Source organism: Bacillus sp. IT-79MI2 (assembly GCF_949768135.1).
GTDB lineage: Bacteria > Bacillota > Bacilli > Bacillales > Bacillaceae_G > Bacillus_A > Bacillus_A pseudomycoides.
Map to the genome: position 1 here is coordinate 215,760 of NZ_CATKPV010000062.1, position 19,237 is coordinate 234,996.

16 protein-coding genes are annotated in these 19,237 nt (G+C 33.6%); all 16 read left to right on the forward strand.

Features of this window, described 5'->3' with window-relative positions; all coding sequences use genetic code 11:
* Positions 1-53: 53 nt before the first annotated feature.
* The 16 genes from ACM6HU_RS14745 (at position 54) to ACM6HU_RS14820 (ending at position 19,237) form a co-directional block, all read left to right on the forward strand.
* On the forward strand, positions 54-188 hold the full coding sequence (locus ACM6HU_RS14745) for an ABC transporter ATP-binding protein (RefSeq protein WP_077294197.1): 135 nt from the start codon (positions 54-56) through the stop codon (positions 186-188).
* A gap of 328 nt (positions 189-516) precedes the next feature.
* A complete protein-coding gene (gene spoIIID, locus ACM6HU_RS14750) occupies positions 517-789 on the forward strand; it encodes a sporulation transcriptional regulator SpoIIID (protein WP_016112657.1) in 273 nt (90 codons plus the stop codon).
* 162 nt (positions 790-951) lie between these two features.
* On the forward strand, positions 952-1,953 hold the full coding sequence (locus ACM6HU_RS14755; RefSeq protein WP_016112656.1) for a rod shape-determining protein: 1,002 nt from the start codon (positions 952-954) through the stop codon (positions 1,951-1,953).
* Between the two features lie 364 nt (positions 1,954-2,317).
* A complete protein-coding gene (gene tagD, locus ACM6HU_RS14760; RefSeq protein WP_003202099.1) occupies positions 2,318-2,713 on the forward strand; it encodes a glycerol-3-phosphate cytidylyltransferase in 396 nt (131 codons plus the stop codon).
* A 6-nt stretch (positions 2,714-2,719) separates the two neighbouring features.
* Entirely contained in the window at positions 2,720-3,886 is a 1,167-nt protein-coding gene (locus tag ACM6HU_RS14765; protein ID WP_140385959.1) for a CDP-glycerol glycerophosphotransferase family protein, read from the forward strand.
* A gap of 132 nt (positions 3,887-4,018) precedes the next feature.
* Positions 4,019-6,523, forward strand: a complete 2,505-nt coding sequence (locus ACM6HU_RS14770; RefSeq protein WP_080119020.1) for a glycosyltransferase — start codon at positions 4,019-4,021, stop codon at positions 6,521-6,523.
* A gap of 133 nt (positions 6,524-6,656) precedes the next feature.
* On the forward strand, positions 6,657-7,664 hold the full coding sequence (locus tag ACM6HU_RS14775; RefSeq protein ID WP_016112653.1) for an NAD(P)H-dependent glycerol-3-phosphate dehydrogenase: 1,008 nt from the start codon (positions 6,657-6,659) through the stop codon (positions 7,662-7,664).
* A 46-nt stretch (positions 7,665-7,710) separates the two neighbouring features.
* Positions 7,711-8,910 carry a CDP-glycerol glycerophosphotransferase family protein gene (locus tag ACM6HU_RS14780; RefSeq protein WP_016132442.1) on the forward strand — a complete coding sequence of 400 codons (1,200 nt, stop codon included), beginning with the start codon at positions 7,711-7,713 and terminating at the stop codon, positions 8,908-8,910.
* A gap of 2 nt (positions 8,911-8,912) precedes the next feature.
* On the forward strand, positions 8,913-9,716 hold the full coding sequence (locus ACM6HU_RS14785) for an ABC transporter permease (protein WP_016112651.1): 804 nt from the start codon (positions 8,913-8,915) through the stop codon (positions 9,714-9,716).
* Positions 9,717-9,731: 15 nt separating this feature from the next.
* Positions 9,732-11,405 carry a teichoic acids export ABC transporter ATP-binding subunit TagH gene (tagH, locus tag ACM6HU_RS14790; protein WP_016112650.1) on the forward strand — a complete coding sequence of 558 codons (1,674 nt, stop codon included), beginning with the start codon at positions 9,732-9,734 and terminating at the stop codon, positions 11,403-11,405.
* An 86-nt stretch (positions 11,406-11,491) separates the two neighbouring features.
* Positions 11,492-12,373: a UTP--glucose-1-phosphate uridylyltransferase GalU gene (gene galU / locus ACM6HU_RS14795; RefSeq protein WP_016112649.1), complete on the forward strand. Its 882-nt coding sequence runs from the start codon at positions 11,492-11,494 to the stop codon at positions 12,371-12,373.
* Positions 12,374-13,383: 1,010 nt separating this feature from the next.
* Complete coding sequence (locus ACM6HU_RS14800) at positions 13,384-14,082, forward strand: YveK family protein (protein ID WP_016112648.1); 699 nt, start codon at positions 13,384-13,386, stop codon at positions 14,080-14,082.
* Complete coding sequence (locus ACM6HU_RS14805; protein WP_088093743.1) at positions 14,072-14,731, forward strand: CpsD/CapB family tyrosine-protein kinase; 660 nt, start codon at positions 14,072-14,074, stop codon at positions 14,729-14,731. Before ACM6HU_RS14800 ends, ACM6HU_RS14805 begins: the two co-directional genes overlap by 11 nt.
* Positions 14,732-15,114: 383 nt before the next feature.
* On the forward strand, positions 15,115-16,929 hold the full coding sequence (locus ACM6HU_RS14810; RefSeq protein WP_016131149.1) for a polysaccharide biosynthesis protein: 1,815 nt from the start codon (positions 15,115-15,117) through the stop codon (positions 16,927-16,929).
* A gap of 111 nt (positions 16,930-17,040) precedes the next feature.
* Entirely contained in the window at positions 17,041-18,207 is a 1,167-nt protein-coding gene (locus tag ACM6HU_RS14815; protein WP_016112645.1) for a glycosyltransferase family 4 protein, read from the forward strand.
* A complete protein-coding gene (locus tag ACM6HU_RS14820; RefSeq protein WP_077294188.1) occupies positions 18,170-19,237 on the forward strand; it encodes a glycosyltransferase in 1,068 nt (355 codons plus the stop codon). Before ACM6HU_RS14815 ends, ACM6HU_RS14820 begins: the two co-directional genes overlap by 38 nt.

Genomic DNA, 19,237 nt, shown 5'->3' on the forward strand with positions numbered 1-19,237 from the left:
AAGGAAATTTGACGGAATTCTCGAATATATATTAAGAAAAGGAGGGGATTACTCTGTCATTTGTATTTGTTCTGTCGATTGCCCTTATTTTGTTGTTTATTTTATTTACTTTATATTATTACATTGCCAGTAAGAAAGAAGTTCCCCACCATCAATTATTAGAAGAAGAATGTGATCGGGAAGAATGACGCCTTTGACAAGAGGCGTCATTCTTTGTTTTTGTATGGAAGTTCATCAAGTGAAAATTGTCATTGTTAACGTATTTCTCACACGAAATTGTAATTTTTTTAAACTTAGTCCGCAAAAATACCGAACTTATAGCATATATCAGTAGTGCAGGCAATACAATGATATAAACCAAAGCAAAGAGAGTGTTTGAGGTGAGAAATCGTGAATCATTTCATTATAAATTCCAGAATGTTTAACGCTTACAAACAGCACTCGAATTTACTTCTTAGTCATATGCAGCGAGTCTCATTTCACACTTCTCACATCCAATTTAGGGAGGCGAGTGGTGTGCACGATTACATCAAAGAGAGAACTATCAAGATTGGCAAGTATATCGTGGAGACAAGAAAGACAGTGCGTGTAATCGCAAAAGAGTTTGGGGTATCAAAGAGTACAGTTCATAAAGATTTGACAGAACGTTTACCAGAAATTAATCCAGAGCTCGCAAATGAAGTGAAAGAAATTCTTGATTATCATAAGTCGATTCGTCACCTAAGAGGCGGGGAAGCGACGAAGCAGAAGTACCGAAAAGAAGATACAGAAAAAATCGTGCGGCAATAATTCATTATACGGCAAACATTCCTTGATCATGACGGAACATTTTTCAGAAGAATTATCTTTTCAAATATTACGTTTCCGTTAAATTTATGATAAAATCAGAAATTAGGTGTAAAAGAATTCGGGTACAACCTGATTTTGAATATCAAGGAGGAAAAAACAGGAATGTTTGCGAGAGATATCGGAATTGACCTAGGCACGGCTAACGTATTAATTCATGTAAAGGGTAAAGGGATCGTTTTAAACGAACCGTCTGTTGTAGCAATTGATCGCAATACTGGAAAAGTATTAGCGGTAGGTGAAGAAGCAAGAAGTATGGTAGGACGTACACCTGGTAATATTGTAGCGATTCGTCCACTTAAAGATGGTGTAATTGCAGATTTCGAAATTACAGAAGCGATGTTAAAGCATTTCATCAACAAACTGGACGTGAAGAGCTTCTTTTCAAAACCTCGCATTTTAATTTGTTGTCCAACAAACATCACATCTGTAGAACAAAAAGCAATTCGTGAAGCTGCTGAACGCTCAGGTGGTAAAACAGTATTCTTAGAAGAAGAACCAAAAGTAGCTGCTGTTGGTGCCGGTATGGAAATCTTCCAACCGAGCGGAAATATGGTTGTTGATATCGGTGGAGGTACAACAGATATCGCCGTACTTTCAATGGGTGATATTGTTACCTCCTCCTCTATCAAAATGGCTGGCGACAAGTTCGATATGGAGATCTTAAACTATATTAAACGTAAGTATAAGCTATTAATCGGAGAACGTACATCAGAAGATATTAAAATTAAAGTCGGTACAGTATTCCCAGGTGCACGTAGTGAAGAACTTGAAATTCGCGGACGTGACATGGTAACGGGCTTACCACGTACAATTACAGTATGTTCAGAAGAGATTACAGAAGCATTAAAAGAAAATGCAGCTGTCATTGTACAAGCTGCAAAAGGTGTATTAGAGCGTACACCACCAGAACTATCTGCAGACATCATTGACCGCGGTGTAATCTTAACAGGCGGAGGCGCATTATTACATGGTATCGACATGCTTCTAGCAGAAGAATTAAAAGTACCAGTACTAATCGCTGAAAACCCAATGCACTGCGTTGCAGTTGGTACAGGCATTATGTTAGAGAACATTGATAAATTACCACGTCGTATGTTGAAATAGTCATATAAAGGGTAGTAAAAAGTGCGAAGGAAATAGGTTCCTTCGCGCTTTTTTTTTTTGTAAATAAAAGAAAGTAAGAGGTGGTTTGTAATACCAGACAAGAAAGTGCTTTCTTAGACAAGATATGACAATAGTTGTTAGGTTATTGTCATAGTTTGTAAATAAAAATTATGTTATAATCGTCTTTGTGAATTTCGTGTGAACTTGATGTAAAATCTATGTAAAATCTATGTAAATTTGTTTTATATTTACATAGGGGATTTGAGTTCTTCTTACCATTCATAGGTGTAGGGGAAGCTCTAATTTAAATATATTTCTCGACTAAATAATTATAAAATAAGAGCATTTCGCAGGGGGCGCGATTATGAAAAAGGTTATTACATATGGAACTTTCGATTTATTGCACTGGGGACATATTAACTTATTGAAGAGAGCGAAAGATTTAGGAGATTATTTAATTGTTGCTGTTTCTTCAGATGAATTTAACAAATTAAAAAATAAGAAATCTTATCATAGTTATGAGAATCGTAAAATGATTCTAGAAGCGGTTCGGTATGTGGATGAAGTAATTCCTGAACATAATTGGGAGCAGAAAGTAAAAGACGTACAAAGCCGTGATGTGGATGTTTTCGTAATGGGCGATGACTGGAAAGGTGAGTTTGATTTCTTAGAGGAGCATTGCGAAGTTGTATATTTACCACGTACAGCCGGGATTTCTACAACAAAAATAAAAAAGGAACTAGTACGAGTTGCTAGATAAGTGTACATGATTAGAGAATTGATGGTAGAAATCTACCTAATTTTATTTAGAATTTTACATAATATGATGCAAGTGTTTCCGATTAAAAAGAAAGTAACTTTTATTATGTCTTATGGTGAAAATTTATTTTTTATTTATGAGGAAATACAGCGTCAAGGTATAAATTACGAGGTGGTTTTTTTATACAAACCTACATGTAAATATGAGGTGGATAGCTACTCGAATGTGAAATCTTATAAATTTGAAACAAAGAACATACTTCACACTATTAAATCTATCTATCATTTATCCACTTCTCAATACGTCATTGTTGATAATTATTTTGGGTCATTAGCAAAAGTTAAATTTAAAAAAGGCGTAGAGTGTATTCAAATATGGCATGCAGCAGGTGCTTTTAAAAAATTCGGATTATTAGCTCCTTCTTTTAAAAAAAGAAGTTTACGAGCCCAAAACAGATTTATGAATGTTTATAAAAACTTCCATAAAATTGTTGTAGGATCAGAAGCGCTTTCTGACATTTATAAGAAAGCTTTTGCTCTATCTGATAATAATATATTAAAAACAGGTATTCCAAGAACGGATTTGTTTTTTGATGAACAGAGACAACAGAAAGTTAAAGATAATATTTTTATAGTAAATCCAAATCTAAAAGATAAAAAGGTTATTTTATATGCGCCAACCTTTAGAGATAAAGAGCTAGTAGATTTTGATTTACATCTAGATATCGATGAGATGTATAAGCAATTGAAAGATGAGTATATCCTTATAGTTAAGTTGCACCCAGCGATACGAAATACATGTAATTACGAAGAAAAGTATGAAGGGTTTTTATATGATTATTCCCTTTACCCAAATATAAATGATTTATTTTTAGTGACGGATATATTAGTTACTGATTATTCCTCTATACCATTTGAATTTTGCTTATTAAATAAACCGATAATCTTTTTTGCATATGATTTAAAACAATATATGAAAAAAAGAGGGATTATTGGTGACTATGTATCTGATGTTCCAGGCCCAGTCGTTTATACAACTGAAGAAGTGGTACGGGTGATAACAGATGGTAGGTTCAAAATAGATAGTATAAATAATTTTACTTTGAAATGGAATGAGTATTCGATAGGTGATTCAAGTAGGAACTTTGTAAATATGCTTTTTAAAGAGGAATAGTAAGGTAGTCATGCGTTCCTATAATAATGATGAGTTCGAAAGAAAGGCACAAGGTTTGTTTATAGGAAGTATGCTTTATAAATGAATTAAAGAGAGGTTTTAATATTGCAAATCAAGAAGAAGATCAACAGAATGAAAAATCGTATTAATTTTTTATCAGGTCCACTGAAAAAATATTCGAATGACCAAGGGTTTAAGAGAACTGTTAGGTATACGGATTTTTATGTGAAATTAGACTTGGATGAGAAAGTTATATTATATGAATCTTTCCATGGTAAAGGTATGACAGATAGTCCATACGCAATTTTTAAAAAAATTATCGATAATCCAGAGTATAAGGATTATACACATGTTTGGGCATTGAATGATGGAAATAATTTTTATGCTAAACGTTATGAAAATAAAAAAAATGTTAAGTTTGTTAAAGTTCATAGTGAAGAGTATTTGAAATATTTAACAACGGCGAAATATTTAATTAACAATACGACATTTCCACCTTATTTCCAGAAAAAAGAAGGGCAAATCTATGTGAATACATGGCATGGAACGCCTATTAAAACATTAGGGAAAGATATGAAGGGAGAAATAGGACAACATAAAAATATTCAAAGAAACTTTATGCATTGTGACTATATATTAAATCCTAATAAATTTACTGCAGATACTATTGTAAATTCACATGATTTAGAAGGACTATACAGTGGTTATGTTGTTGATGAAGGTTATCCTAGAATTGACCTTACTCTACAAGTAAGTCCAGAAGAAGTGAAGGGATATTTAAAAGAATTTGTAGAAATTGATGAAACGAAAAAAATAGTTTTATATGCACCGACCTGGAGAGGCGGAGTAAACCAGGTAAATAATATTAAGGATGAAATTAATAATATTGTCAAAAAAATGTATTCCCAAATACCTAGTGATTATCAACTTCTGTTAAAAGTCCATACATTGACATATAAATTTATTAAAGATGACGAAAGTTTACGAGAAATTTGTATACCAGATTGGGTAGATCCTAATGAGTTGATGTCAATAGTAGATGTTTTAGTGACAGATTATTCTAGTATATTCTTTGATTACATGGTAACAGAAAAACCGATCATTTTCTTAGCGTATGATAAGAAAGAGTATGAAGAACAACGAGGTTTATACGTTCAATTAGAAGATATGCCAGGTCCAATATGCCATACGGTAGACGAAGTTATTCATAGTATTGAAAATATTGATAGTGTAAAAAATGATTACAGTGTTAAATATCAAGAAACGTTGAAAAAATATTGCTATCATGACGATGGGAATGCTACAGAAAGAGCAATTGACATTATTTTCAGAGGAAAGCACACAGCTAATGTATATAAAGTTACAAATGAAAATAAGAAAAATATCCTGATGTATTGTGGCGGATTTTTGAATAATGGAATTACTACATCAGTCATAAACCTTTTAAATAATATTGATTACTCAAGATATAATGTGGCAGTTATTGATAAAGGGAAACATGATTCAATTTCAAGGGATAATTTTCTACAAATTAATCCAAATGTGAAAAAGTTTTATCGAGTAGGTAGTTTAAATACGACTTTAAAAGAGTCCTATCAAAATAATTATGTTATGAAAATGGGATTAAAGAATGAAAAAGCTCAGAAGGCGTTACCAAAGCAACTATATAAACGTGAAGTTTCAAGGTTATTTGGAAATGCAGAATTTGATATAGTCATTGATTTTAGTGGATATGTTCCATTTTGGACGCTGTTGTTTGCATTTGGAGATTTTAAAAAGAGAAGTATTTATCAACATAACGATATGTGGGCTGAATACTCTAAAAAAATTAATGGGAAATTTAAACATAAAGCTAATTTAAATATCATTTTTCCTCTCTACAAAGAGTTTGATAAGATAGTAGCTGTTGCAGAGCATACAAGAAACTTGAATAGGAAAAATTTAAAAGATTATATTACGCTAAAACAAGGTGTTTATGTCCATAATGCTATCGATCCTAATAAGGTACTTAAGCAGATTGAAGAAGGTGACATATATAAATTCGAAGGTAAAGAATATTTATTAAAAGAAAATATCCATGAGAACGGTAGACTTGAAATTAAAGGAATTGAAATGCCAAATAAAGAGGATATTAACTTTGTTAATATGGGAAGATTATCTCCTGAAAAGGACCAAAAAAAGCTAATACATGCTTTTTCAAAAGTCGCAGAGCTTTATGACAACGTTAAACTGTATATTATTGGAGATGGAGTTTTAAAAGAAGAGTTAGGGAATTTAGTGAGGGCAAAGAATTTAGAGGGTAAGGTGTTTTTTACTGGCCAAATGAGTAATCCATTCTTACTTATTAACCAATGTGATTGTTTTGTTCTCTCATCTAACCACGAGGGACAACCAATGGTATTGTTAGAGGCTTTAATACTGGGTAAACCAATTGTTGCTACTGATATTGCAGGATCAAGAAGTATTTTAGAAGATGGTTATGGGGAGTTAGTTGAAAATAATATAGCTGGTCTGGTAATTGGATTGCAGAAGTTTATATTAAACCAAACTTCTTTTAAAGAATTTGATTTTCAAAAGTATAATGAGCATGCTTTTGAAATGTTTTACGATGAAGTATGCGCTCTTGAAGAGAAATAGGATGTAATCAAAGTGAAAAATGTAATGGAATAATGAAGTGTGGAAGCTAAGTGATTTACAATATAAATCACTTAGCTTCTTACGTAAATAGTGATGTTTCTAACGTTTTTAAGGTGGTAAGAGGGGGATTGTTTTGAAAAAGATTACAGTCATAGGTGCAGGAAGCTGGGGAACAGCGTTATCTATGGTTCTTGCAGATAACGGGCATGAAGTAAGGATTTGGGGGAATAAGGCGGAACAAATCCATGAAATTAATGAAAAGCATACGAATGAAGCATATTTACCGGGGATTCAGCTTTCTGAAAAAATAAAAGGGTATGAATCCCTAGAGGAAGCAATAGATGGGATAGATACTGTATTATTAGTTGTCCCAACGAAAGCGATTCGTAATGTAATGCAACAATTAAAGAACGTCTTAAAACAACCAATAACCGTTATCCACGCGAGTAAAGGAATTGAACCGGGATCATTTAAACGTATCTCGGAAATGATTGAAGAAGAGATGCCGAAAGAGTTAATAGAAAGTGTTGTTGTTCTTTCAGGGCCAAGCCATGCAGAAGAGGTGAGTCTTCGTCATCCTACTACTGTAACTGCTGCGTCATATCATCTACAGGCTGCTGAAAAAACACAAAAGCTATTTATGAATACAAATTTCCGTGTTTATACAAATCGAGATGTGATTGGTGTTGAATTAGGTGGGGCACTAAAAAACATTATTGCCCTTGGTGCAGGAATTTCAGATGGTCTTGGTTACGGAGATAATGCGAAGGCAGCGTTAATTTCCAGGGGACTAACGGAAATTACACGATTAGGGTGTGAGATGGGAGCAAATCCGCTTACTTTTGCGGGATTAACAGGTGTCGGTGATTTAATTGTGACTTGTACAAGTGTTCATAGTCGCAATTGGCGAGCTGGAAATTTACTTGGTAAGGGTCATAATCTAGAAGAAGTATTAGAGAATATGGGCATGGTGGTAGAAGGTGTTCGTACAGCTGAGGCAGCATATCATTTAGCTGAAAAAATGAGTATTGAAATGCCGATTACGACTGCGATATATAATGTTTTATTTAATGGAAAAAATGCAAAAGAAGAAGTAGACGCATTAATGGGAAGAACGGGAAAAGGTGAGGTTTCGCGTTAATGTATCGTAAGTATGAAGCGACTGAATTAGAAGGTGTGTAAATAACATGGGATTTATAAGAAGAATAAAAAATCACCGTATTGTAAAAAAACTATGTAAGGCAGTATTTCTTTTCTGTAGTTGTTTGCCTCCCAAAAAGAAGTTAATTTTATTTGAGAGTTATTCCGGAAAACAATATAGTTGTAATCCACGAGCTATGTATGAATACATGTTACAAAATGACATGGACTTTCAAATGGTTTGGAGTGTAAATAAAAATTACACAGCGCAGTTTGACAAAGGAAATATCCCATATGTAAAAAAATTTTCAATTCGTTGGTTTATTTTATTGGCACGCGCGCAGTATTGGGTAACGAATAGTAGAATGCCGCTTTGGCTTCCTAAGCCAAGGCATACTATTTATATACAAACTTGGCACGGTACACCTCTTAAGAAATTAGCGGGTGATATGAAAGAAGTTCATATGCCAGGTACAACAACTGAAAAGTATAAGGACAGCTTTCATCGTGAAGCACAAAACTGGGATTATTTACTTTCCCCTAATGTATATTCGACTGAAATATTTAAGAGGGCTTTTCAATTTCAAAAAACTGTTGTTGAAGCAGGATATCCTCGTAACGATTTCTTATATGTAAATAATAATTCTAAGGCAATCGATACATTAAAGAAACAGAATGGATTACCTATAGATAAAAAAATTATTTTATATGCCCCAACGTGGCGAGACGATCAGTTTTATAGTAAAGGTCGATATAAATTAGATTTACAATTAGATTTAAATCTTTTGCAGAAACAATTAGGTTCAGACTATATTATTTTGTTACGTATGCATTACTTAGTTGCAGAACAGTTTGATTTAGAACCGTATAAAGGGTTTGTGTATGATTTCTCTAAGCATGTCGATATAAATGATCTGTATTTACTATCTGACTTGTTAATTACAGATTACTCTTCAGTCTTTTTTGACTATGCGAATTTGAAACGACCAATCATTTTCTACACGTATGATATTGACTCGTATCGTGATAAGTTAAGAGGTTTTTATTTTGACTTAGAGACAGAAGCTCCTGGTCCAGTTGTGATGAATACGGAAGAAGTGCTTGAGGAAATATTAAGATTCGAAACTCTAGGTTTAGGTGAATTTGCAGGGAAATATAATACCTTCTATAATAATTATTGTTATTTAGAAGATGGTTTTGCTTCTAAACGAGTAGTAGAGAAAATATTCTTCGGAGAGGCACAGTAAAGATGAACTCAATGATTATGGTATTAAAAGAACAGATAAATAGTCTGTATTTAATTAAACGTTTATCTATTTATCAAGTAAAAAGTACAAATAATAATAATTATTTAGGACTTGCGTGGGAAGTTTTGAATCCTCTCATACAGATGAGTATTTATTGGTTTGTATTCGGCTTTGGGATTCGGGGTGGTCAAGGAGTAAATGGAGTACCATTTGTTTATTGGTTATCTGCAGGGCTTGTTGTATGGTTTTTTGTACAACCAGCAATGCTACAAGCATCTAAGTCTATTTATACAAGGTTAAATATGATTTCGAAGATGAGTTTTCCAATGAGTGTTATCCCAAGCTTTGTAATTATGTCTAATCTGTATCAGCATTTGATACTTATTGGTATTGTGACAATTTTATTTTTAGTAACGGGTCAAGGTATTTCTATTCATTATATTCAGCTTGTTTATTATATGTTTGCTACCCTTATGTTAATATTTTCACTCTCCTTAATTACGTCAACGTTAGCAACAATTGTGAGAGATGTTCAAATGATTGTTCAATCAATTATGCGAATGTTGCTATACTTAACGCCTATATTATGGACACCTGAGAAATTACCATCGTTTCTTCAAAAAATTATGCAGTTAAATCCATTTTGCTATATTGTAGATGGATATCGGGCTTCCTTACTAGGAACAAGCTGGTTTTATCAAGATCTAAATTATGCATTATATTTTTGGTCGTTTGTCCTTGTTACGTTGTTAATTGGTGCAACGCTACATGTAAAATTTAGAAAGCACTTTGCAGATTATCTATGATGAGGGTTGTAAAAAATGAATGAATCAGTGAGGTTTCATAATGTAACAAAAAAATATAAAATGCATAGCAAAAACTCTGAGAAATTAAAGGATATTCTGTATCCTGGAGGATTTGGTGAAGACTTTTATGCATTAAGAAACTTAACATTTGAGGCTCAAAAAGGCGATGTTATTGGTATTGTTGGGGTAAATGGTTCTGGAAAATCTACAATGTCTAATTTGATTGCTGGAATTACACCGCCTACAATTGGAAGTATCGACATAAAAGGGAAAGTCGCACTTATTGCAATCGCAGCTGGTCTTAATAATCAATTGTCAGGTAGAGAAAACATTGAGCTTAAATGCTTAATGATGGGAATGAGTAAAGCACAAATTGAAAAGTTAACACCTGAAATTATTGATTTTGCTGATATAGGTAAGTTTATTGATATGCCAGTAAAAAAATATTCTAGCGGGATGAAATCGCGTTTAGGATTCGCGATTTCAGTTAGTATTAATCCAGATGTACTCGTAATTGATGAAGCTTTATCAGTAGGTGATCAAACATTTGCCGATAAATGCTTAAACCGTATGAATGAATTTAAAGAACAAGGAAAAACAATATTTTTTGTTAGCCATTCTTTAGGACAAGTGAAAAAATTCTGTACAAAGGCTCTATGGCTTGAATACGGTGAAATTAGAGACTATGGTCCTATTGAGGAAGTAATGCCGAAGTATGAAAGTTTCTTAAAAGAATATAAGGAAATGAGTAAAGAAGAGCAGCAAAACTTCAAAAAAGAAGCAATGGAGAAACAGGCAGGAAAAGGGTTGGCAGAGGTAAATATTGCTTCAAAAGAGGTTCCAAAAGAAGCTTCCAATTATGCACCTAGATTAAGTGGAGCGCATGTTCACAGTAAGAATAATCGAATCAAACGTAAGTATATTGCTGGCTTAATTGGTGTATTACTAATTACAACTATAAGTGGATTGGCTTATTGGCAAAGGGATAATATCCTTTCTCCTTTACACGCTAAAGAACAAAAGAAAGAACAATCTAGACATGCAAAAGTTGTTAAACAAGAGAAGAATCCATTAGCTGATTTAGATGTTCGGTATGTAAGTTCTGCTAAAGCTCGTGTGAGAAGTGTGCCAGCGTTAGAGGGACAAGCAATTGCTACTATGGTATTTGGAACACCTTTTGTGGTAAAGGATCAGAAAAAAGATGAAAAATCTGGGGTCAATTGGTTGAAGACTATTTATGATAATGGGGAAGAAGGATGGGTTAGTGAAGAGATAGTAAGCTCAATTCCATTTACTCAGGCATTATCTTATGAGGATGTTGTAAATAAAATAAAAAAATTAGAAGGTACTTCTCAAAATCTGGAACAAGCTCTTACTTTTCTAGGTAAGCGTAAAGAGGATGTAACTAGTATAATAGGTATTCCTCAAAATGAAGAAAAAATACCAGAAGGAGTACTAACAAAATATAAAGAAATTGATGTTTTATATAATAATCAATTGACTGTTAAACAGGTAAGTCTTAAGAACGTAAATATATTGAAGGCAACGTTGTTAGAACAATTGGGTGAAGCACAATTGAAAAACGAAGATAGTTCTTTATTAATTTATCGATCTGATAAGTTTGATTTTAAGTTTGCTTCTAATGGTTCAACAATTGAGCAAATATCCATCTCCGATCTGTTAAAATGAGGAAAATTATTGTTATAATAAGTGTGTTTGTTAATTGTTCAATCAAGTAAATATAAAAAAATTATATAATACTAGGAGGAATATCATTGAAAAAAGTAAGAAAAGCTATTATTCCAGCAGCTGGATTAGGGACTCGCTTCCTACCAGCAACAAAAGCAATGCCAAAAGAAATGTTACCAATTGTTGATAAACCAACAATTCAATATATCGTGGAAGAGGCAATTGCGTCTGGAATTGAAGATATTATTATCGTAACAGGAAAAGGAAAACGTGCGATTGAAGATCATTTCGATCATTCCTTTGAATTAGAGCAAAACTTATTATCAAAAGGAAAGTATGAAACTCTTGAAAAAGTACAAGAATCTTCAAAGATCAATATTCATTATATTCGCCAAAAAGAGCCTAAAGGTTTAGGACATGCTGTTTGGTGTGCTCGTAAATTTATTGGAAATGAGCCATTTGCGGTACTACTTGGTGATGATATTGTTCAAGCGGATACGCCGTGCTTACGCCAATTAATGAATCAATATGAGAATACACAATCATCGGTAATTGGTGTTCAAACTGTTCCAGAGAATGAAACGCATCGCTATGGTATTATTGATCCGTTAGAGCGAAAGGATCGCAGTTATCAAGTGAGTAAATTTGTTGAAAAACCTGCTAAAGGAACAGCACCATCTAATTTAGCGATTATGGGACGTTACGTGTTAACGCCAGAAATCTTTATGTTCTTAGAAAATCAACAAACAGGGGCAGGCGGAGAAATTCAGTTAACAGATGCGATTCAGCGTTTAAATGAAATTCAACGTGTATTTGCATATGATTTCGAAGGAAAACGCTATGATGTCGGAGAAAAGCTTGGATTCATTCAAACAACTGTTGAAATGGCGCTACAACATGAAGAGTTAAAGAAAGAGCTATTAGATTATATGAAAAAGTTAGTGGAAAGCGAAATGGTTTGTAACTAAGCCTTAACGATACAAAAAAGAACTTAAGTCTATTTCATTAGAAATAAGTTTTTTGTAGATTTCAGCCAATATGTTGGGGAAAAGTTAAGTCTATGTTAGTTTTGGAATGGGACTTTCTAATGTTATTTCTCTTTCATTAATCGTCAAAAGAGGATAATATTGTTTCATTTATTTATAAATGGTTATCGGCTACTTATAGTATGCTACTATTTTGCTTCATTTTTTAATAAGAGGACCTCAACCCTATAATTCAACAATTGTTTTTAAACTCTTTTATAAGCGGTTGTTGGACATATAGATACTGTCACAAGAATTTAATTGGATAATATGCATATGACTATACGATCTTTACTTCCTTGAAATAATTATTTATGAGATTATGTGTGAATTTATATGAAGATAATTGAATGGGATATTCTAGGTAGAGAGTGAATCGGACGTATAAATTTATATTGACGGGGGTATTATCAAGAACTAAAATGAATAATACATGAGTATATTATGATTAATGAAACGAAACGTTTGTTTTGTTAATCAAATCTATACTTGAAAAGTTCAATTTTCTTATCTTGCATTAAATTACATTGAATATATAAATGTTAATTTAAATTTAAATATACGTGTTAACGCTAGGATAAATATGTATAATTTTGATTGATTTCCCCTGACTATGAAAAGTAAATATACATAGGTATATAGTTAAAACCTTACAGAGTAAGGCTTTGTTTAAAAGACTGTGCAATGTTCTATGTGAAGGATACTAACACTAATTCCTTTGTAGTGTTACATGAAATAATGTAACACTATAAAGGAATTTTTGAGGATGTATTCATGCTTTAGGGTCAGTCATTGTAATAAAAACTAGGAGTGATTTTGTACATCTTTGAGCAAGTGGAAATGTGTATATTCGGATGGTGATTTGTAAATATATTCAGATGTGAATTAAATGATGTTGTTCAATATATATTTAACTTCATTTTTAATCAATTAAATAATAGTGGAGGGGAAGTATGGAGAAGGAAATAAATTTAAAAAGCTTGTTTAATGTTATAAAAAGAAGGTTTTGGATTATTGCAGTAATCACAATATTGGCCGGATTAGTTGGTGGGATATACAGTTTTTTTATGAAAACGCCTTTATATTCATCTTCCGCAAGGATCCTTATTCCGGCAAATCCTGAAGCAATGGGTACACTTAAAGTGATGATTAAAGAACCTGTTGTTTTAGAGAAAGTAGCTCAGCAACTAAATTTGAAAAAATCAGCAGGTGCATTAAGCGGACAGATAAGTGTTGGAAAGGTGGAAGAATCACAGATTGTCACTATAACAGCTATAGATACTAATCCAGTGCAGGCTGCCCAAATTGCTAATGTTACAGCAAATGTTTATAAAGAAGAAGCAAAATCTGTTATGAATTTCGGAAGTGTTCGTATCTTAACAGAAGCAAACGCCCAAGGAAACCCTTCGCCAATAAACTTAAATCATGCAGGTACGATAGAGCTGGCCATGGCTGCCGCATTTATATTGAGTATAGGAATCGTTTTCTTATTGGATTCTCTTGATGAAACAATTAAATCGGAACGTGATATTGAAAAGTTACTACCGATCCCTGTTTTAGGAAGTGTTTCCCAAATGAAAAAAAATAATATAGTAGATAAAAACAGTAAGAAAGAAAGTGTAATGGTAGGAGGAAAAACATTTGATTCTTAATAAAAAACAAAGTCGTCCTCTTGATAATAGTAATTTAATTGCGCATACAGCTCCGAATTCGAAGGTTGCTGAGGAATATCGAACAATTCGTACTAATCTTCAGTTTGTATCTGAAGCAGATAAAAAAAGAACTATAATAATTACTTCTCCTGGATATGGGGAAGGGAAAACCATTACTGTGGCAAATTTGGCGGTTTCTATGGCTCAGCAGGATGAAAGGGTCTTAGTCATTGATGCGGATTTAAGAACTTCAGAACTACATAAAATTTTTGGAATAGAAAATAGATCGGGATTAACAAATATCCTAGAGGGAAAAGCAACGCTAGAGAAGGCGGTAATTCAGACGGAAATCAAAAATGTACATGTTTTAACAAGTGGTTCTGAAGTTAACAATCCAGCTGAGCTGCTTAGCTTACCATCCATGCAAGATTTAATTAACAAAGTAATAGAACAATATGACGTCATTTTATTTGACTCTTCACCTCTTCTGGAAGTAACAGACACGAGTATACTAGCTAGTCAGTGTGATGGCGTATTGTTGGTATTAAGTTGCAATCAAACTGCTAGTGAAGCGGTAGTTGAAGCAGAAAAAGTGTTAGGTTTAAGCAACAGTAGGTTTCTAGGAGCTATTTTGAATAAAAAGGTATAAGAGATTTATTCAAATCAGTTATGCGGGCGATGCTCATGCAGTACTTTTTAGCTCATAGGGTAAGGAGGAAGGACATTCTTCGCTAGAGAATGAAAGGTTACCTAAAAAAAAGTATATGGTACGGTGATGTCTCCTTACCGCTATCAATGGAGGCACTCGATTATGCTGTGGGTTAAAACACCTTAGACGTTAGTCGTCAAGAGCGTGATGTGAGGGAGGGTTAAATGCCCGTATTTATTTGAAGTTTCTGTCTAGAAAGTCTTTTTGAAGGATCTTGTAGACAGGAACTTTGTATTAGTTAGTCATTTATTTCCTTCCTTAAATCTTTAGTTAGATATATAGATAAAAATATTAGTTGCAAAAAATTGAGAGAGGGGCCTATTATGACGTATCATCAAAGATTGTTTCTATTAATTTTAGTAGATTCCTTAATTGTATTAACCACGATTTTCTTTAGTCGCTTTTTAGTAAGTGCTGATTTCCACGTTATAACATTGCCTATTGTAGCAAGTGCGATGACCTTGCTTCTTAGCCATCATATTTTTTCTTTTATTTATAAGCTATATAAAAAAGCATGGGAGTATGCAAGTATAGGCGAACTACTCATTATTTTGAAAGCAGTTACGCTTTCTATTATCACAACAGCAGTAGTACAAAAAATATTACTCCATGATATTTATTTCCGTCTACTTGTTGTCACTTGGATGATCCATGTTTTATTGATCGGAGGATCACGTTTTTTATGGCGGATGTTCCGAGATGCTTATATCCAAAAGGGTGACAATAAAAAAAGAACGCTAATTATTGGTGCAGGTTCTGCAGGTACAATGGTTGTACGGCAGTTGTTGAATAATAATGAAACAGAATTACTACCAGTTGCTTTTATTGATGACAATATAAAGAAACACGGACTGGATATACTAGGAATACCAGTGGTCGGAGGAGTGAATCGCATTGAATCTACTGTTCAGAAATTGGGCATCGACAGTATCATAATAGCAATTCCTTCACTTAGTAAGAAAGAATTAAATATGATTTTCCAAGAGTGTTCTAAGACAAAAATGAAAACACAAATTCTTCCGATGTTAGAGGATTTAGTGACTGGAAAGGTTTCAGTAAATGAATTTCGTGATGTTCAGGTAGAAGATTTATTAGGGCGTGAGCCGGTTGAATTAGATATTGAAAGTATTTCCGATTTTATAACTAATAAAGTTATTTTAGTAACTGGTGCAGGTGGCTCAATTGGGTCTGAAATTTGTCGTCAAATCGCACATTTTAACCCAAAACAATTGATTTTATTAGGTCATGGTGAAAATAGTATCTATTCCATTGAAATGGAATTAAAAGAGCTATACGGTGACACCGATATTATCTTTACTACAGAAATTGCTGATGTACAGGATGATATGAAAATGATGTCAGTCATGAGTCAATATCATCCTCAAGTTGTTTATCATGCTGCTGCACATAAGCATGTACCCTTAATGGAACGTAATCCTGAAGAAGCGATAAAAAATAATTTGATCGGGACAACAAACGTAGCAACAGCAGCAAGTTGGCATGGAGTCGAGACGTTTGTAATGATTTCTACAGATAAAGCTGTGAATCCTACGAGTGTAATGGGAGCGACCAAAAGGCTTGCTGAAATGGTAATCCAGAACTTAGACAAAACAAGTAGTACGAAATTTGTGGCTGTACGATTTGGAAATGTATTAGGAAGCCGTGGTAGTGTTATACCACTGTTCAAAAAGCAAATTAAGCAAGGAGGACCAGTGACTGTCACTGATCCAAAAATGATTCGTTACTTTATGACAATTCCAGAAGCATCTAAACTTGTAATACAGGCCGGGGCATTAGCTAAAGGTGGGGAGATATTCATTTTGGATATGGGTGATCCTGTCAAAATAGTGGACCTTGCGAAAAACTTAATCACATTATCAGGCAATTCGTTAGATGAGATACAAATAAAGTTCACCGGAATGAGACCTGGAGAGAAGCTTTTTGAAGAATTGTTGAAAAAAGAAGAAGTGCATGAGCAACAAATCCATCCTAAAATTTACATAGGTAAAACATCAAATCTTTATATAAAAGAAATTGAAGAAATTATTCGAACATACCCTAATCTTGAGAAATTAGAATTGAGAGAACAGGTATTGACATTGGCAAATAACCGTATAGCTTCGCAAAATATAGTGTGAATGTCGATTTGAATACGTGCGTTTAGATACGTATTTTACTATTTAGAAAAATGAAGTATGTACAGGTTACAGACTGGTTAGACAGATTATAACGAGTGTAGGGTGATATATGTGGGAAATAAAGTATTGTTCTGTGCAACAGTAGATATTCATTTTAAAGCATTTCACTTGCCGTATATGAAATGGTTTAAAGAACAGGGATGGGAAGTTCATGTTGCTGCTGCCGGCAACATGGACCTTCCATACGTGGATAAGAAGTATGAACTTTCTATTCAAAGATCACCTTTGCAGCCCAAGAACATTAAGGCTTATAAAGAGTTGAAAGCTATCATTGATAAAAATGGATATAAAATTATTCATTGCCATACACCAATGGGGGGAGCCCTTACACGTTTGGCGGCAAGAAATGCTAGAAAATATGGAACAAAGGTTTTATATACTGCTCACGGATTCCACTTTTGTAAAGGTGCCCCGCTAATAAATTGGTTATTATATTATCCTATTGAAAAAGTAATGGCAAATTACACAGACTGCCTTATCACGATAAATCAAGAGGACTATGACCTGGCTGTTCAGCGGCGTTTCAAAGCAGCTGAAATTGAACAAGTACACGGAGTGGGAGTAGACACAGAATACTTTAAACCAGCTGATGAGATTCAAAAGCTTTGTCTGAGGAGTGAGATGGGATATAAGCCCACTGATTTCTTGATGTTCTATGCGGCTGAGTTTAATAAAAATAAAAATCAACAATTTTTGATTCGATCATTGGCTTTAATAAAGGATAGTGTCCCAAACGCAAGGCTTCTATTGGCCGGAAATGGTCCCTTACTAGAGGATTGTAAAGATTTGGCGAAACAAATTGGCGTATTTGAAATGGTGGACTTTCTTGGTTATCGGAATGATATCTCGAAAATTTTATCCGCCTGCGATATTGCGGTTGCATCGAGTCTCCGCGAAGGTCTGCCGGTTAATATTATGGAGGCCATGGCTTGTGGGTTACCGATAATTGCAAGTGAGAACAGAGGACATTTGGAACTTGTAGAAGATAAAGTAAATGGCTATATCATTTCCAATCAAGATGCTCAAATGTTTGGTTTAAGAGTACTCGAGATGAACAAATCAAAAGACTTACTTGTAAAGATGGGTATTGAAAGCAAACAGAAAATGCATAAATATTCGATTGTTCAAGTTGAATCTGAATTGAGTTCTATTTATGGGAAATACATTCTGGAGGAAACAGATGAAACCGAAAATCAGTATAATAGTTCCTGTCTATAATGTTGAAACTTTATTAGGAAGATGTTTAAACAGCCTAACGTCACAAACACTTGAAGATATCGAAATCATTATGGTAAACGATGGCTCAACAGATAAGAGTGCAGGTATACTTAATGAGTACGCAAAGAAAGATAAAAGAATTATAGTGATTGAAAAAGAAAACGGTGGTGTTTCTTCAGCAAGAAATGCAGGTATTCAAACCGCGAGCGGAGAATATATTGGGTTTGTTGATCCGGATGATTGGATAGACATGGAAATGTATGAAACCTTGTATAAGGAAGCAGTTCAAGGTAAGGCAGACGTTGTTATGTGTACATATACTCGTGAATTTGGAAGTCATTCAAAAGAGAAGAAATTTGATCTTCCTGAAAAAGTTTGTTATGAAGGCGAAGAAATTAAAGTAAACGTAATGAGACGTTTAATCGGTCCTATAGATGAAGAAATAGGAAACCCAGAATTCTTAGATGCTTGGGGAACCGTTTGGTCAAAGCTTTATCGTTCTGAGGTTATTAAAGAAAACGCGATTCAGTTTGTGGATTTAAGTTTTATTGGTACAAATGAGGACTCATTATTTAATATACAGACATTTTATTATGTTGATAAATTTGTTTTTTTAAATAAGCCTTTTTATCATTACTGGAAGACAAATGCAGCTTCGGTCACGTCTAATTACAAACCGGAATTGATGAATCAATGGTTTAACCTTTATGACATAATCGAGCAATTTTTAGAAGATAAGCAGCTATCAGGAAATTTTCGATTAGCTTTAAATAATCGTATTTGTCTTAATACGCTTGGACTTGGCTTAAATACAATGAGTAAAAGTAATCGCATATCTCCATTAACGAAATTTAACAGATTAAGTAAAATACTAAATGATAATCGGATAAGGCGTTCTTTTAAACAATTAGAGATGAATCACTTCCCTATTGTTTGGAAGGCGTTTTACTTTTGCGTAAAATATAGGTTTACCGCAGGGTATTATTTTATGTTAGTGGCAATAGATTCACTCAGAAAGATGATGAGATAG

Excerpts from the sequence above, each read along its gene's own strand:
- ACM6HU_RS14755 (WP_016112656.1), top strand. The coding sequence starts at position 952 with ATGTTTGCGAGAGATATCGGAATTGACCTAGGCACGGCTAACGTATTA.
- tagD (WP_003202099.1), top strand. The coding sequence starts at position 2,318 with ATGAAAAAGGTTATTACATATGGAACTTTCGATTTATTGCACTGGGGA.
- ACM6HU_RS14765 (WP_140385959.1), top strand. The coding sequence starts at position 2,720 with ATGATTAGAGAATTGATGGTAGAAATCTACCTAATTTTATTTAGAATT.
- ACM6HU_RS14770 (WP_080119020.1), top strand. The coding sequence starts at position 4,019 with ATGAAAAATCGTATTAATTTTTTATCAGGTCCACTGAAAAAATATTCG.
- ACM6HU_RS14780 (WP_016132442.1), top strand. The coding sequence starts at position 7,711 with ATGGGATTTATAAGAAGAATAAAAAATCACCGTATTGTAAAAAAACTA.
- ACM6HU_RS14785 (WP_016112651.1), top strand. The coding sequence starts at position 8,913 with ATGAACTCAATGATTATGGTATTAAAAGAACAGATAAATAGTCTGTAT.
- tagH (WP_016112650.1), top strand. The coding sequence starts at position 9,732 with ATGAATGAATCAGTGAGGTTTCATAATGTAACAAAAAAATATAAAATG.
- ACM6HU_RS14800 (WP_016112648.1), top strand. The coding sequence starts at position 13,384 with ATGGAGAAGGAAATAAATTTAAAAAGCTTGTTTAATGTTATAAAAAGA.
- ACM6HU_RS14810 (WP_016131149.1), top strand. The coding sequence starts at position 15,115 with ATGACGTATCATCAAAGATTGTTTCTATTAATTTTAGTAGATTCCTTA.
- ACM6HU_RS14820 (WP_077294188.1), top strand. The coding sequence starts at position 18,170 with ATGAAACCGAAAATCAGTATAATAGTTCCTGTCTATAATGTTGAAACT.